Genomic DNA, 15,436 nt, shown 5'->3' on the forward strand with positions numbered 1-15,436 from the left:
AGGCTGCTTTGGTATTGTCGCTAATTATTTAGGCGAACCCACCGCATTTTCGGTATCGGTTGGTAATGCTTTGTTGCTTGGGTGAGAAGTACCCCACACAAATGCTGTCAGCAAGTGGATTTTTTCTTCGGTCAAGAAGCCTTCCCATGCTGGCATTTGGTTATGGCGACCACCTGTAATGGTTTCCATAATCGCTTTTTCTGAGCGACCCCACAACCAAGTGTCATCGGTCAAATTCGGTGCTATGCCCAATGTGCCTTGACCTTTATCACCATGACACGCTACGCAGTTTGCTGTAAAGATTTCTTTACCGCGAGCAGCGCGGGTTTCGTCAAAACCTTCTTTGCGAGACAAAGACATCACGTAGTTGGCTGCATCACGAACGCCTTCTTCGCCCAATACAGGACCCCAAGCTGCCATGATACCTGTACGACCTTTGTTGATGGTTTCGTGGATTTTTTCGGGTGCGCCGCCATAAATCCAGTCGGTGTCGGTCAAGTTAGGAAAGCCGCGTGAACCTTTGGCATCTGAACCGTGGCATTGAATGCAATAAGTATCAAACAAGTTTTTACCGATTGTCATTGCCGCTGGGTCTTTTGCCACATCAGGAATGCTCATGCCTTTGTATTTGGCATACAGTGCGCCCGTTTCTTGTTCGGCAGCCTGCACTTCGTCTTGATATTGGCTAACTTGTGACCAAGGTTTGCCGTTGAAGCCAATACCTTTAAAGTCGCCCAAACCTGGGTAGAACGTCAAATAACCAATGCTGAATACGATTGTGCCAACAAACATCCAATACCACCAACGTGGCAAGGGATTGTTGTATTCATCGATACCGTCCCATGAATGTCCCATGGTTTTGGCGTCTTCATCTTTTTTGAGTCTGACTTTATCTTGCGACAACAGCAGCCAAATGACGAAAATAAAGCTACACACGACAATTGTAATAATGTAGTAACTCCAAAACGGGGAAGTGAATTGTGATTCCATTTTATGCTCCGTTCTCACGGTTGGATTGGGCGGTTGGCGTGTCTTCGTCATCAACAATGCTGTTTGCCGCATCGTCATAATTGCTCTTATTGCGTTTGTTGAACACAATCAGCAACACCGTCATAAAACTGATAAATACACATACGGTAAACAACACCCGCGCCCAATTCAAATCCATGATTTTTTACCTTTTGTTTTTCAATGCCAAGCCTAAACCTTGCAGATAGGCAACCACAGCGTCCAATTCAGACTTGTCTTTTAGCTCTTCTGGAGCTTTGGCAAAATCTTCGTCTGTATAAGGCGTTCCCACTTTTTTCAGCGCACGCATGTGTGCAACCACTTCAACTGGGTCAACCTTGTTACGCGCCAACCATGGGAATGCTGGCATATTAGACTCTGGAACAACTTCACGCGGATTCAACAAGTGAATGCGATGCCATTCGTCCGAATAACGACCGCCCACACGCGCCAAGTCTGGACCTGTGCGTTTTGAACCCCATTGGAATGGGTGGTCATACACCGATTCGCCTGCTACGGAATAGTGTCCGTAGCGTTCGGTTTCGGCGCGGAATGGACGAATTTGTTGCGAGTGGCAGTTGTAGCAACCTTCGCGTACAAAAATGTCGCGTCCAGCCACTTGCAATGCGGTGTAGGGTTTGACCCCTTCGGTTGCGGTTATTACTTCTTTACTAAAAAACAAGGGCACGACTTGTACCAACAAACCAATGCTGATGGTAATGAATGTAAAGACAATCAAGAAGCCGACTTTTTCTTCAACTAATGCTTGTAATTTCATTTTTGGTAGCCTGCCTTTTCTTAATGATGTTGCGTTTGTGGCAGTGCGGGAATTTCCGCATCAACTGGTTTGCCGTTTGCAATGGTGCGATATACGTTGTATGCCATTAAGCACATACCGCTCAAATACAATGCGCCACCTGTAAAACGAATTGCATAGTAAGGCATAGAACGCGCCACCGATGCCACGAATGAGTGCGTCAATGTACCATCTGGGTTTAATTGCGCCCACATCAAACCTTGCATCACGCCTGAAATCCACATGGAAGTGATGTACAACACCACGCCAATGGTGGCGATCCAGAAGTGTACGTCAATCAGTTTGGTGCTATACATTTCTTTTTGACCAAACAAGCGTGGAATCAAGTAGTAAATCGAACCAATGGTTACAAAGCCTACCCAACCTAATGCGCCAGAGTGAACGTGACCTACTGTCCAGTCGGTGTAGTGGCTCAATGCATTTACGGTTTTAATCGACATCATCGGACCTTCAAAAGTGGACATACCGTAGAATGACAACGATACCACCAAGAATTTCAAGATTGGGTCGGTACGCAGTTTGTGCCACGCGCCAGACAAAGTCATGATACCGTTAATCATGCCGCCCCAAGACGGTGCAAACAGAATCAGCGACAACACCATGCCCAAAGATTGCGTCCAGTCAGGCAATGCAGTGTAGTGCAAGTGGTGCGGGCCTGCCCACATATAGGTAAAAATCAATGCCCAGAAGTGCACCACCGACAAACGGTATGAGTAAACAGGACGACCTGCTTGTTTGGGTACGAAGTAATACATCATGCCCAAGAATGCAGCGGTCAAGAAGAAGCCTACGGCATTGTGTCCATACCACCATTGCACCATGGCATCAATTGCGCCGTGGTAAACAGAGTAAGACTTCATTGCGCCTGCTGGTACAGCCATGCTGTTTACAATGTGCAGCAAGGCAACCGCTAAGATAAACGCGCCATAGAACCAGTTGGCAACATAAATGTGTTTGATTTTGCGTGTGGCGATTGTGCCAAAGAACACCACGGCATAAGCCACCCACACCAAAGTAATCAAAATGTCGATTGGCCATTCCAATTCGGCATATTCTTTAGCTTGGGTGTAGCCCAAAGGCAGGGTGATAACGGCAAGTACGATGACCAGTTGCCAGCCCCAAAAGGTAAATGCAGGCAACCAGTTGCCACCAAACAGGCGAACGTTACACGTGCGCTGCACAACGTAATATGATGTAGCGAATAAGCCACTACCGCCAAATGCGAAAATCACTGCATTAGTATGCAGTGGACGAATACGACCGAAGTGAAACCAAGGTGCAATATCTGTCAGGTTTAGGGCAGGCCAGCGTAGCTGTGCAGCGGCAATCACACCGACCAGCATACCGATAATGCCCCAAACTACTGTCATGATGGCAAATTGGCGCACCACTTTGTAGTTATAAGTTTGCGTTTCCATGAAAGTCTCCAAATACATGGCAGGATTGTTGGTGCAATAAAATAGCGCAGGCAGCCTGCACGTTTTATTGCTTGTCTTAACTTAACACTGTGTGCATAAACCATACACGCAGCAACTTAATTTAGCATTTTAAAACAAAACCGTCTTTTCTACCAAGTCAAATAATGGTAAAACAGCAACATCATTGTGAGATAGTCACAGTTTTCGTAAGGTTATCCAAAAGTAGCGTCTTTGTATTTGACTCACATCAACATAACTTAAACAAACAAATTTTAACATTCTTAACATTATGCTGAATTACACCATTACTCCGCACCCACACAGCCACCAATGGCATATTTCTTTGACTTATTCGCACGAAAAAAGCAGCCTGCACCAACTTAAATTGGCAAACTGGACGGCTGGTAGCTATATGATTCGCGATTTTTCACGCCACATTATGCGCGTGCAGGCTGCTTGCAATGGCGAGCCAATTGCTATCACGCAAATCAACAAAAACACTTGGCAGCTGCCCGACCAAGCTGGCGAATACCAAATTGATTATGTCGTGTATGCCAACGATTTATCTTGCCGAGCCAGTTTGTTGGACAACGAACGCGGTTTTTTTGACGGCGCGTGCCTGTTTTTGTATCAACCCAATCGGCACGATGAAGAATGCCGCGTGCAATTGCGTGATTTGCCTGCAACATGGCAAGTGCAAACCACGCTGCCAGCCTTGTCCGCCCACGAATTTCGCGCCAAAAACTACACCGAATTAACCGACCACCCGTTTGAATTGGGCGCAAACATAGAAGTGCTGCACTTTACCGCCTGTGGTATTGCCCACCGAATCGCGTTAAGCGGACATTATTCCGACTTTGACCGCGAACGTTTGCTTGCCGATTGCCAAGCGATTTGCGAATACGAAATCGATTTGTTCAAGCAGCTTGCACCGTTTGGCGAATATTTGTTTTTGTTGTATTTGGGCGACAAAATTTATGGCGGATTGGAACACATCAGCAGCACCGCGCTTCATGCCGACCGCAACGCGCTGCCACCACACAATATGGGCGATGAGCCAAACGCAGCATACACCGAATTGCTAGGCTTGATTTCGCACGAATATTTTCACGCATGGAACGTCAAATCCATCAAACCGAGCCAGTTCCAACCGTATGATTTAGACCAAGAATGCTACACCGAGCAACTGTGGGCATACGAAGGCATCACGTCTTATTATGACGATTTGATTTTGGTACGCAGCGGCGTGATTAGTTGGCAAAACTATTTGAATTTGTTGGCGAAAAACATCACGCGCGTAACCCGACAAGCGGGACGACATTGGCAAACGCTGGCGCAATCTAGCTTTGCCGCGTGGCATAAATACTACAAACAAGACGAAAATTCGCCCAACGCGATTGTGAGCTACTACCAACAAGGCGCATTGGCAGCATTGTGTTTGGACGCGCAAATCCGCCAAAGCAGCCTGCACTCGTTGGATTTTGTGATGCAAAACTTGTATGCGCGATTTTTATCCACAGGCAAAGGCACAGACGAAAACCAATGGCAAGCGTTGGCGCAAGCATTCACGCAATTAAATCTGCATGATTTTTTTGAACAAATTTTGCACTCAACCGATGAATTGCCCTTGCAAGGCAGCCTGCAATCGTTGGGCTTGGAATTGCGCTTTTTGCCACACAATCGCCAATGCGATGGTGCGTTGGTTGCCGAATTTCCATCTGCCACACCACAAGCCGATTTGGGCTGTCGAGCCAATCAACAAGCCGATGGTGCGGTGTTGAGCCACGTTTTTGCCAACGGTGCTGCCGAACAAGCTGGGCTAAAATCGAAAGACAAAATCATTGCAGTGAACCAATTTGCCTGCACCAATTGGGTTGCACAAACGCAAACCAAAGTGGGCGATACGCACGTTTTGCATTATTTCCGCGATGGCGTGTTGCAGCAAGCGCAGATTACGGTGCAGGCTGCTTTGCCGCACACGGCGTATTTGTGTGTGCGCGATGAAGATTTGTTGGCAAAATGGTTGAGCGCGTAATTGCATATAGACTCTAACTTTTTACAAAACCTAACTTGCTTACAAACTTTTCGGATTGGCGCGAAAAGTTTAGAATAGCAACTTTTATTTTTCACAATGCGCAGGATAGTTGATTGCTGCGCTGCATCGCCTAAATAAATGGAGTATAAAAAAATGGCTATTGAAAAAATTGCCGATTATTTGTATGTGTCTAAACAGTTGGACGAGCGTTTTGCCAAACGTGCAGCGTTAACAGGCATTAAAACCGTGATTTGCAACCGCCCAGACGGCGAAGAGCCAAACCAACCCGATTTTGAAACGGTTAAAGGTTGGTTGGAAGCAAATGGTATTGAAAACGTGGTGTATATGCCGATTGTGATGGACGGTATCGACGATGCGGCTTTGACCGAATTTCAAGAAACCATTGCTAAATCGCCAGCACCCATTTTGGCGTATTGCCGCACGGGTACGCGCTCGGCAATGATGTGGGCGTTGAACCAAACCAAACGTGGTGTGGAAGTGAACAGCTTAATCAAAGCGGCAGAATTAGCTGGTATTAACCTTGAACCACAACGTGAACGTTTGAACGCGGCATATCAAAAACGCGGTTAAATCGCACAAAACACAAACAAAGCAGCCTGCACTTTTTGATTTAAAGTGCAGGCTGCTTTTTTAGCTTAAATTATAGTGGATTAAATTTAGATTAGGACAAGGCGACAACGCCTGCAGCACATAAGTGCATTAAATATACATGGCAACGGCATTACCATCTGCTACTTGTGTTACGCCCAAGTACACCGTTTTTACGGGAATCGGTTTGCTGGTAATATTGGTTGCAGCCAATTGCGTTTGCGACAAGCTATCGCCTTGAACCGCAATCGGTTTATCTTTTAATTCGTTCCAGTTTTGAATATTGGTTTTGTCTTTGCTCAATATAGGAAGCAGCCCAACAAACCCAATAATTTTGATTGATTTGAAAACATATAATAAAGCCTTATGTTGGTAAATATTATAAAAAATAATAGAGCGTGCCAATTATTCATATTGTAGAGTTTGAATACAATAAACAATGAGTACTTTGGTTATGCCTATATTTACTTATTTTAACTAAAAGCAACGAAAATATAAATATTTGCACGCCCTAATGTTTGGCTTTGTTGTATTTTGGTTGAAACAGCTGTTTGCTTATGCTTTACTTGCTGTTCGTTCCCAACCATTTGTCGCGGATTTTGTCCAATTCGCCATTTTGTTTGATGGTTGCCAAGCCTTTGTTTACACGTGCTTGTAATTCGGTATTGCCTTTTTTCATGACCATAACCAGTTGGGCCTCTGGCAAATTGTCTGCTTCATAGGCAACGATATGTAATTTTTCATTTGGATTGTTTTTCACATATTGTTGCAGCAACAATCTATCTTGCAAAATCACATCAACTTCGTTTTTCATCAAGCCGCCAAACAGCAAGAATGTGGTTTTGTAGGGCAAGATCTCTTTTGCTACGCCAGCTTCTTTGATTTGCGTGGCGTGTTTCGAGCCGTCCAATGTGCCAACGCGCAAGCCCGCGGTATCGCCCAAGGTTTTGAGTTTGCTAACCAAGGCTTCGTCTTTGAACATCATTACGCTGGCATTGGTAGCGTATGAGTCAGACAGGGCGTATTTGGCAGCGCGGTCATCTGAATAGGAAATGCCCGAAATCGCCAAATCATATGTGCCTTCGTCCACATCGGTAAACAGAGTTTGCCAATTGCGTTTGTGGAATTGCACTTTAAAGCCTTCTGCTTCGCCAATTTTACGGATTACATCTGCGTCCATACCCACAACTCCACCGTTGGTTGCCGAGAATGAGAAAGGTAGTGTTTTACTTGTGGTGGCAACGTTGATAACGGGCGCGTTGGCTGGCAAAGGGCTAACGTAGTCGTCCACTAAATTTTTGTTTTCGGTGGCGGGAACGCTAGATGCCGCAGCAGTAGGTTTAGTATCGGCTGGGGCAGCAGGTGCGGCAGTTTGGCTTTCGCCGCCACAAGCAGATAGCATCAGGCACAATGCGCTAGATAATAAGATTTTTTTAGTTGAAAGTTGCATTTGGACACCTTTTTAGAGTATTTGTTAAAAAACAGTATAAATCCTGTCACGAAGCTGTGGTTGTTGCATAGGGCGATAAAGAATATTTATTAGGATATGCTGTTTATCTATAATATATATATTATGGCGGCTATTGTCAATAGAATTATATATATATTTAATATGCAGGCTGCTTTTTTAATCCGTCAAAGCAGCCTGCACACAATTATAGTTAATGCACTTAACACGGCAGGCGTTGTCGCCTTGTATTAAAAAATAATTGTATCAACTATCATGTTAAAATCCAGCCACTTTTGTTTACAAACAACCAATATCATGACTGCTTACCAAGTTCTCGCTCGCAAATGGCGCCCCAAAACTTTTGCCGATTTAGTCGGACAACAACACGTTGTCAAAGCCCTGCAAAACGCGCTCGACAAAGGGCGATTGCACCATGCCTACTTGCTCACAGGCACACGCGGTGTGGGCAAAACCACCATTGCGCGAATTTTGGCAAAAAGCCTAAACTGCGAAAACACCCTGCACGGCGACCCATGCGGACAATGCCAAACCTGCTGCGATATTGACGCAGGACGTTTTGTGGACTTGCTGGAAATTGACGCCGCCAGCAACACAGGCATCGACAATATCCGCGAAGTGCTGGAAAACGCCCAATACGCGCCCACAGTCGGCAAATACAAAGTCTATATCATTGACGAAGTGCATATGCTGTCCAAATCCGCGTTCAATGCCATGCTCAAAACGCTGGAAGAGCCGCCCGAACACGTCAAATTTATCTTGGCAACCACTGACCCACACAAAGTGCCGATTACGGTGTTGAGCCGTTGCCTGCAATTTGTGTTACGCAACATGACACCGCAACAAGTCACCGACCACTTGACCCACGTTTTGAAAACTGAACAAATCATGTACGAACCCAATGCGCTGGCGTTATTGGGGCGTGCGGCAAATGGCTCAATGCGCGATGCGTTGAGTTTGCTAGACCAAGCCATTGCCATGGGTTCGGGCGGCGTAAAAGAGCTGGACGTGCGACAAATGATTGGCGCGGTGGATAAGCGTTATTTATATGATTTATTGACCTTTTTAATGGAACAAGACGGCGAACGCTTGCTTGTCAAAGCGCAAGAAATGGCAGCCAACGCGATTGGTTTTGACAGCGCGTTAAACGATTTGGCGATGTGGTTACAGCGATTGGCGTTAATCAAAACCGTGCCGAGTGCCGTTGCCACAGACGACTCAGAACGCGAGCGTTTGGTGCATTTGGCAAATTATTTTAGCGATGAACAAATTCAGTTGTATTACCAATGTGTGATTCACGGCAAACAAGACTTGCCACTCGCGCCCGATGAATACGCAGGCTTTGTGATGACTTTGCTGCGGATGCTGGCATTTGCGCCATTTGCGGCAAAAAACACGCCAAGCGATAGCGTGATTGAAGGTACGCAGCTACACAATCCGCCTGAAAAAAAAAGCCGTGAATTAGCCGAAACCAAGCAGCCTGCACCTGAAACCGAAGTCGCACCCGACACCAAAATCACGCCCGAAACAGAAAGCAGCCTGCACGTTAAAGTTGAACCAGCGTATGACGACACGCCCATGCCAGCCGAAACTTGGGACGATGAACCGCAAAACGAAGTCGCCCCAGATGAAGAAATCGCGCCCATTCAAGCAGATGTGCCTGAATTAACCGCCGAAAACTGGACGCGCATTGCAGACGGTTTAAGCGAGTTGCCCAGCATTGCCGCCGCGCAAATGTCGCTCAGCCACATGGCTTGGGTGGATTACGCCAACGGTGTTTTGACTTTGGCAGTCCTGCGCGACAAAACGCAACACACGCTCACGCCCGAATATTTGACGCGAATTGAGCAAGCCTTATCGCAATGGTATGGTACAGCAATCCGCGTGCAAGTGATGGATTACCACGCTGGCGAACATGGTGAAACGCCGAACATGGCACACGCGCGTATCGCACAAGAACAACGCGATTGGGCGCGACACCAAATGGAAGCTGACCCAGCAGTACAAAAAATTCAGCAATTATTGAATGCGCGTTGGGTGGAAAGCACGCTGGAAGTTTTGACCGATAGTGAATCAACAAAATGAAAAATACGATAGTTTTTAAGATAGTAGGCTTATTTTTGCTGCTGTCCGCAGGTTTGCGTTTGGCATTGTGGGCGGTTTATGGCGATTATTTTGCCGATGTAAATGTGCAGGCTGCTTTGGGGCAGGGCGCACGTTTTGATAGCAAATTGGTGGTATTGGCGTTGTCGCCTTTTTTATTGCTATTGCTGTTGCCGTTTGGCAAGCTCAACCAAGCGCGTTTTCGCCGTGCGTGTGCGTGGTTTTGCTGGCTAATTATCAGCCTGTTGCTGGGATTGGGCGTGGCAGACATTGCCTATTTTGGCGAAGTGCAACGCCACATTGGCAGCGATTTGCTCAACATTGCAGGCGACATCGGTTTTATTGTGCAAACCGCGTTCGGCACACGTTGGCTTTACACTTTGTGCGGAGCGATTGCGCTGGCAGCCTGCACTTTTTTGTGGCGCAAATGGATTGTGCAGGCTGCTTTGCCTGTGTCGGGCAGCGTGTGGCAACGGATTGCCAGCAGCACATTAACATTGATTTTGTTGATTTTGGCAGCACGCGGTTGGGTGCTATCGGGCAAACCGCTCAATTCAGTTGATGCGTTTATGGGCAACGGACAAGCGCAAGCCAATCTTACGCTCAACGGTGCATTGGTTACGCTAGACGCGGTGCGCGAACGCCAGCAACAACAACCGCTGGTGTATGTGGACAACGCCACCGCACAATCCTTTGCACAACGCTATCCGCAGCCATTTTCCTACCAAAGCAAGCAGCCTGCATCGGGCAGAAACATTGTGTTTATTTTGCTAGAAAGCTGGTCATATCGTTACATTGATGCATTAGCAGGTGGACATTATCGCGCCACGCCCCACATGGATAAGCTCATTGCCCAAAGCCAAGTTTGGGATAACTTTTATGCCGCAGGACAACGCAGTATTGTGGGCATACAAGCCGCGCTGACTTCTGTGCCAGCCTTGCCCAATCGCCAGCCACTAGGCTTTGGCTTGGAGCTGAACAACATGAGCCGCATTGCCGAATTGGCAGGCAAACAAGGTTATCGCACGCTCATGGCACAATCGTCCAAACGCCGCTCGTTTCACATGGACGGCATTGCTCGCGCCTTGGGTTTTCAAGAATATTACGGGCAAGAAGACGTGCCGCTGCGCCGAACTTATCCACAAGACATACCGCCTTATGGTTGGGATTACGACACGCTGCAATTTTTAGGGCAACAAATTAGCCAGCAGCCTGCACGTCCATTTTTTGCATTTTTGTTTACAGGCACAACACACGAACCGTTTGCCAACGCAGGCGCAGAATTTGCACTCTATCCACACGATGCCAAAGGCGAAAACGGCTTTTTAAACGCGCTGGCATACAGCGATTGGGCGGTACACGAATTTATGCAATACGCCGCCAAGCAAACGTGGTATCGCAACACCATTTTTGTGTTTACTGCCGACCACACGCTCAACAGTGGCAAGCAGCCTGCAACCGTGCGCGAGCGTTTTCACATTCCGCTGATTGTGTTTGACCCACAAAATCCCAATCCAGCGCGTCATTCACAACTGGCAAGCCAATACGATTTGCTGCCCACTTTTGCCGATTGGCTAGGCATTGCTCAACCTGTTAGTACGTTTGGGCGCAGTTTGCTCAATCCAAACAGCGAAGTCGTGCCGCTGATGCTCAACCAAGGCAGCCGCACCGCCAGCATTTTACCTAATGGCGACACCGCAGAATTTGAAGGCAAAAACGCGCTATCGGGCGAACCCAAATCGCTGCAATGGTTGCAATGGCGAATGCAGCAAGCCGATAAATTATTGCGCGACAATGCGTGGGCGAAATAGTTTGGTTAATATAGTGAAATGAAATCGCAACAGTACTGTGTTGCCTTGTCTCGTTTTTATTTCATTTCACTATAAAAAGCAGCCTGCACTTTTTGTTTGATAAAAAATGCAGGCTGCTTTTTTAGATTTTCAGATTCATTTCAACACAATCGTCTTACCAATTGGCGCGAGCGACAACATCGCCAATTTGATATGTTGCACGCCAAACGGAATGCCGATAATGGTTACAAAACATGTCAACGCCGCGCTCAAATGTGCAATCGCCAGCCACACACCGCCAAATACAAACCAAATGATGTTGCCCAACAAGCCCAATACGCCTGTGCCAATGTCTTCTTCTCCCGTCAGTTTGTCGCGCGGCACGGCTTCACGCCCAAACGGCCACAGTGCGAATTGTCCCATCACAAAGCAGGCTTTTGCCCAAGGCAAGCCGATAATGGTTATCGCCATAATGATGCCTGCCAAAAACCAGCCTATCGCCATAAAACCGCCGCAGATAAACCATAAAATATTCAGGATTAAGCTCATTTTGTTTTCCTTTTGTTGATGTGAATAAGCAAGGATATTGGGTAAACAAGCGAATTTTCAAGCAGATAAATACAAAAGCAGCCTGCACTTTATGTAAACAAAAGTGCAGGCTGCTCTATTATAGGTATCTACATAAAATTATTGACTTGTTATTGTGCAAATTTTAAATGCTCAGCGATTCAATCCCCCAAAGGGGAGGGAGTAGATTCGCGGTTATCGAATTACTTTAAGCAATTTTGAACGATTGTGCTATGTAGATATCTATTGCTTATTTATCCAACTTCTCACGAATAATCGATTTCACAATTTCCGCATTATTCGGCACAACTTGCACGCGCTGTGGCAAATCTTCCAAACCAGCCAATTTTGCAGGACGCGGAATTTCTACCGCGCCAACCGTTTCGCGAATGGTTACATCAAATTTCGCCGCCAACGCGGTTTCCAAACAAACAATCGTTTCATCAGGCAAACGCACTTCACGCGCCACTTTCACGCCGTCGGCGGTGTGTGGGTCAATCAATTCGCCGTCTGTTTCGTACACTTGTTTAATGGTTGCCAAACGGTCTTTATGCAAGCTGCGACCCGATACAAAACCGTATTTTTCGTGAATTTCAGGCAGCTTGTAATGCAAATTGAAGCCTTTGCCAGTCGCCACTTCCGCCCACAAAGTTTCCACTTCGCTGCTGTCGCGTTCCATCAAATCAAACACAAAACGCTCAAAATTAGACGCTTTGGAAATATCCATACTTGGGCTAGACGTTACATAGGTATGCTCGGTGTTGCGCGGACGGTATTCGCCTGTTTTGAAGAATTGGTCTAATACATCATTTTCGTTGGTTGCGACAATTAAGCGTTTGATTGGCAAGCCCATTTGTTTGGCAATATGACCTGCACACACGTTGCCGAAGTTGCCGCTTGGTACGCAAAAACTTACTTCTTGGCGATTGTTTTCTGTTGCGCGGAAATAGCCTGCGAAATAGTAAACCACTTGCGCGACAATGCGTCCCCAGTTAATGCTGTTTACCGTGCCGATGTGGTATTTTTCTTTGAATGCGTGGTCGTTTTGCGCGGCTTTGACGATGTCTTGGCAATCGTCAAACATACCTTTCACGGCGATGTTGATGATGTTTTCGTCTTGCAAGCTGAACATTTGAGCGCGTTGGAATGCCGACATTTTGCCTTCGGGCGACAACATAAACACATTTACGCCTTTTTTGCCGCGTAATGCGTATTCCGCCGCCGAACCTGTGTCGCCGCTTGTTGCGCCCAAAATATTTAACTGCTTGTTTTGTTTGGTTAATACATATTCAAACATATTGCCCAAAAATTGCATTGCCATGTCTTTAAACGCCAAAGTTGGACCATTAGACAAGGCTTGAATTTTGATGCCGTCTTTTAAGGTGCGAACGGGCGTGATTTCTTTGCTGCCAAATACTTCTTCGGTGTAGGTGCGTTCAATGATGTCGTGTAAATCTTCGGCTGGAATATCGGTCGCGAATAAGCTAATGATTTCAAATGCCAAATTTTTGTAACTCAAATTGCGCCAATTCGCCAACATGGTTTCGGTAACGACTGGATAGCGTTCAGGCAGCATTAAACCGCCGTCTGGGGCTAAACCCATTAACAAAATTTCGCTGAATTGTTTGCGCTCGGTTTGTCCGCGTGTGCTGATGTACTTCATGATGGATTCTTTCGTGTAGAGAAAGCAGCCTGCAAATAAACGGGTGCAGGCTGCTTTGGTTTAATGATTTATTTTGTAAACAAACGCTTATAGCAAGCAGTTACGGTTCTTGCGCCCACTTCGGCGATGACTTTGGTGCGTCCTTCTGCTGTCAGCAGTTGTGTCGTATCAGCCATTGTCATTTGATTGGGTGCTTCTTGTCCCACGCAACCGCAAATTTTATTCTCCCACTCGGTTTGTTGCGCTTGAGTCATGGCAAGTGCTGCCAAACGCCATTCGTTGCGCGATTGCAATTCGGTGGTGCATTGGTTTTGTACATACATACCAAACAGGTTTGAGCCCATTTGTGTTGCGTTGCCGCCCATGCCTGCCAAGCCGTTGCCGCCTGCGCTACACGCGCTCAAAATCAAAGCCGTTGCCAAAGTTAAAGCGATTTTTTTCATGATGCTGTCCTTGTGATAAAACAGGTTAAGAAAGGTGGCTATTATCGTGTAAACGGTGTAAGCAAACAAGGCAGCCTGCACATAAATCGTCTAAAATACGTTATTTTTTGTACAAAGCAGCCTGCATTTTATGAACGATTTATTCTCCACCCCACCCAGCGCACCGCTTGCCGAACGCTTGCGTCCGCGCACATTAGACGAAGTTATCGGGCAAGAACATTTAACAGGCGAAGGCAAACCCCTGCGCGTGGCATTGGCAAGTGGCGAGCCGCATTCCATGTTGCTGTGGGGCAGCCCCGGCATTGGCAAAACCACTTTGGCACGAATTGTGGCACAAGGTTTTGGCGCACAATTTTTGCCGCTCTCTGCCGTGTTTTCGGGCGTGAAAGACATTCGCGAAGCCATACAAAAAGCCGAAATCGCGTGGCAACACGGTCAGCGCACCATTTTGTTTGTGGACGAAGTGCACCGCTTCAATAAATCGCAACAAGATGCGTTTTTGCCGTATGTGGAAAACGGCTTGATTACGTTTATTGGCGCGACCACAGAAAATCCGTCTTTTGAAGTCAATCCCGCTTTGTTGTCGCGGGCGCAAGTTTATGTACTCAAATCGCTGGACAAAAGCAGCCTGCACTTGTTGTTGGACAAAGTACGCGCTCTGCCCGAATTTTCAGCTTTTCATTGGGACGATGACGCGCCATCTTTGTTGATTGAAAGCGCAGACGGCGATGCGCGGCGGTTTTTGAATAACGCAGAACAAATTGGACGCGCCGCCACCATGCGCCAACAAAACACGATAACCGCCCAATTTATCGCCCAAACGCTAGGCGAGCAAGTACGCCGTTTTGACAAAGGCGGCGAGCAGTTCTACAACCAAATTTCCGCCTTGCACAAATCGGTGCGCGGTTCACACCCCAACGCAGCGTTGTATTGGTTGTGCCGAATGTTGGACGGCGGCGCAGACCCACGTTATTTGTCGCGGCGCATTGTTCGTATGGCGTGGGAAGACATTGGTTTGGCAGACCCACGCGCCTTGCAAATTGCCAACGATGCCGCCAGCACTTATGAACGCTTGGGTTCGCCCGAAGGCGAATTGGCGTTGGCGCAAGCGGTGTTGTATTTAGCCAGCGCAGCCAAATCCAATGCAGGCTATGTGGCATACAAGCAAATGCGCCAATTTGTACGCGAACACGGCAGCGAGCCTGTGCCTGTACATTTGTGCAACGCGCCCACCAAGCTCATGGCAGAATTGGGCTACGGACGCGATTATCGCTATGCTCACGATGAACCACACGCTTATGCGGCTGGCGAAAGCTATATGCCTGATTCGTTGAGCGAACCCGATTTTTATCAGCCTGTACCGCGTGGGCTGGAAATTAAAATTGGCGAAAAATTGGCGTGGTTGCGTGGTTTGGACGATGCGGCAGATAGTGAGTAAACACAATAAAGTGCAGGCTGCTTTTTCTAGCGTTTTTTGCCGAAAAAGCAGCCTGCACTTTTTGTATTTAAAGGTTG

General features: G+C 47.0%; 14 protein-coding genes. 5 read left to right on the forward strand and 9 right to left on the reverse strand.

Features of this window, described 5'->3' with window-relative positions; translation table 11 throughout:
- Positions 1 to 24: 24 nt before the first annotated feature.
- From ccoP to ccoN, 4 genes are read right to left on the reverse strand one after another with little or no spacing between them, the layout of a single operon-like run.
- Positions 25 to 990, reverse strand: a complete 966-nt coding sequence (gene ccoP / locus BQ5809_RS01810) for a cytochrome-c oxidase, cbb3-type subunit III (RefSeq protein WP_003788758.1) — start codon at positions 988 to 990, stop codon at positions 25 to 27.
- A 1-nt stretch (position 991) separates the two neighbouring features.
- Complete coding sequence (locus tag BQ5809_RS01815; protein ID WP_003788757.1) at positions 992 to 1,168, reverse strand: cbb3-type cytochrome oxidase subunit 3; 177 nt, start codon at positions 1,166 to 1,168, stop codon at positions 992 to 994.
- 6 nt (positions 1,169 to 1,174) lie between these two features.
- Positions 1,175 to 1,786, reverse strand: a complete 612-nt coding sequence (gene ccoO, locus BQ5809_RS01820) for a cytochrome-c oxidase, cbb3-type subunit II (protein ID WP_003788755.1) — start codon at positions 1,784 to 1,786, stop codon at positions 1,175 to 1,177.
- 20 nt (positions 1,787 to 1,806) lie between these two features.
- Positions 1,807 to 3,255 (reverse strand): cytochrome-c oxidase, cbb3-type subunit I, encoded by a 1,449-nt coding sequence (gene ccoN, locus BQ5809_RS01825; RefSeq protein WP_032133264.1) that lies wholly within the window; start codon positions 3,253 to 3,255, stop codon positions 1,807 to 1,809.
- A 277-nt stretch (positions 3,256 to 3,532) separates the two neighbouring features.
- Between ccoN and BQ5809_RS01830 the strand changes: the two genes are divergently transcribed.
- Positions 3,533 to 5,278: a M61 family metallopeptidase gene (locus BQ5809_RS01830; RefSeq protein ID WP_003788751.1), complete on the forward strand. Its 1,746-nt coding sequence runs from the start codon at positions 3,533 to 3,535 to the stop codon at positions 5,276 to 5,278.
- A gap of 153 nt (positions 5,279 to 5,431) precedes the next feature.
- The gene (locus BQ5809_RS01835; RefSeq protein WP_003791502.1) at positions 5,432 to 5,869 is read left to right on the forward strand and encodes a protein tyrosine phosphatase family protein; all 438 of its coding nucleotides are present in this window, start codon (positions 5,432 to 5,434) and stop codon (positions 5,867 to 5,869) included.
- Between the two features lie 129 nt (positions 5,870 to 5,998).
- Here BQ5809_RS01835 and BQ5809_RS01840 read toward each other — a convergent pair whose 3' ends face one another.
- Both BQ5809_RS01840 and BQ5809_RS01845 read right to left on the reverse strand, forming a co-directional pair.
- Positions 5,999 to 6,190: a type 2 periplasmic-binding domain-containing protein gene (locus tag BQ5809_RS01840; protein ID WP_019389842.1), complete on the reverse strand. Its 192-nt coding sequence runs from the start codon at positions 6,188 to 6,190 to the stop codon at positions 5,999 to 6,001.
- Positions 6,191 to 6,449: 259 nt separating this feature from the next.
- Positions 6,450 to 7,337: a substrate-binding periplasmic protein gene (locus BQ5809_RS01845; protein WP_003788747.1), complete on the reverse strand. Its 888-nt coding sequence runs from the start codon at positions 7,335 to 7,337 to the stop codon at positions 6,450 to 6,452.
- A gap of 315 nt (positions 7,338 to 7,652) precedes the next feature.
- On the opposite strand from BQ5809_RS01845, the gene dnaX reads away from it, so the two are divergent.
- Positions 7,653 to 9,440 (forward strand): DNA polymerase III subunit gamma/tau, encoded by a 1,788-nt coding sequence (dnaX, locus tag BQ5809_RS01850; RefSeq protein ID WP_032827890.1) that lies wholly within the window; start codon positions 7,653 to 7,655, stop codon positions 9,438 to 9,440.
- On the forward strand, positions 9,437 to 11,269 hold the full coding sequence (locus tag BQ5809_RS01855) for an LTA synthase family protein (RefSeq protein WP_003788742.1): 1,833 nt from the start codon (positions 9,437 to 9,439) through the stop codon (positions 11,267 to 11,269). Before dnaX ends, BQ5809_RS01855 begins: the two co-directional genes overlap by 4 nt.
- A gap of 135 nt (positions 11,270 to 11,404) precedes the next feature.
- Here the strand turns inward: BQ5809_RS01855 and BQ5809_RS01860 are convergent, their stop codons facing one another.
- From BQ5809_RS01860 to BQ5809_RS01870, 3 genes are all read right to left on the reverse strand, one after another.
- Positions 11,405 to 11,797 carry a YccF domain-containing protein gene (locus tag BQ5809_RS01860; RefSeq protein ID WP_003788741.1) on the reverse strand — a complete coding sequence of 131 codons (393 nt, stop codon included), beginning with the start codon at positions 11,795 to 11,797 and terminating at the stop codon, positions 11,405 to 11,407.
- Positions 11,798 to 12,065: 268 nt separating this feature from the next.
- The gene (gene thrC / locus BQ5809_RS01865) at positions 12,066 to 13,478 is read right to left on the reverse strand and encodes a threonine synthase (protein WP_003788740.1); all 1,413 of its coding nucleotides are present in this window, start codon (positions 13,476 to 13,478) and stop codon (positions 12,066 to 12,068) included.
- 68 nt (positions 13,479 to 13,546) lie between these two features.
- The gene (locus BQ5809_RS01870) at positions 13,547 to 13,921 is read right to left on the reverse strand and encodes a hypothetical protein (RefSeq protein WP_003791490.1); all 375 of its coding nucleotides are present in this window, start codon (positions 13,919 to 13,921) and stop codon (positions 13,547 to 13,549) included.
- 130 nt (positions 13,922 to 14,051) lie between these two features.
- Here BQ5809_RS01870 and BQ5809_RS01875 point away from each other — a divergent pair, with 130 nt between their 5' ends.
- Entirely contained in the window at positions 14,052 to 15,359 is a 1,308-nt protein-coding gene (locus tag BQ5809_RS01875; RefSeq protein ID WP_003788735.1) for a replication-associated recombination protein A, read from the forward strand.
- The last annotated feature ends 77 nt before the right edge of the window (positions 15,360 to 15,436 follow it).

Origin of the sequence: Kingella kingae ATCC 23330 (assembly GCF_900111845.1) — a bacterium.
In the GTDB taxonomy this organism is placed as follows: Bacteria; Pseudomonadota; Gammaproteobacteria; order Burkholderiales; family Neisseriaceae; genus Kingella; species Kingella kingae.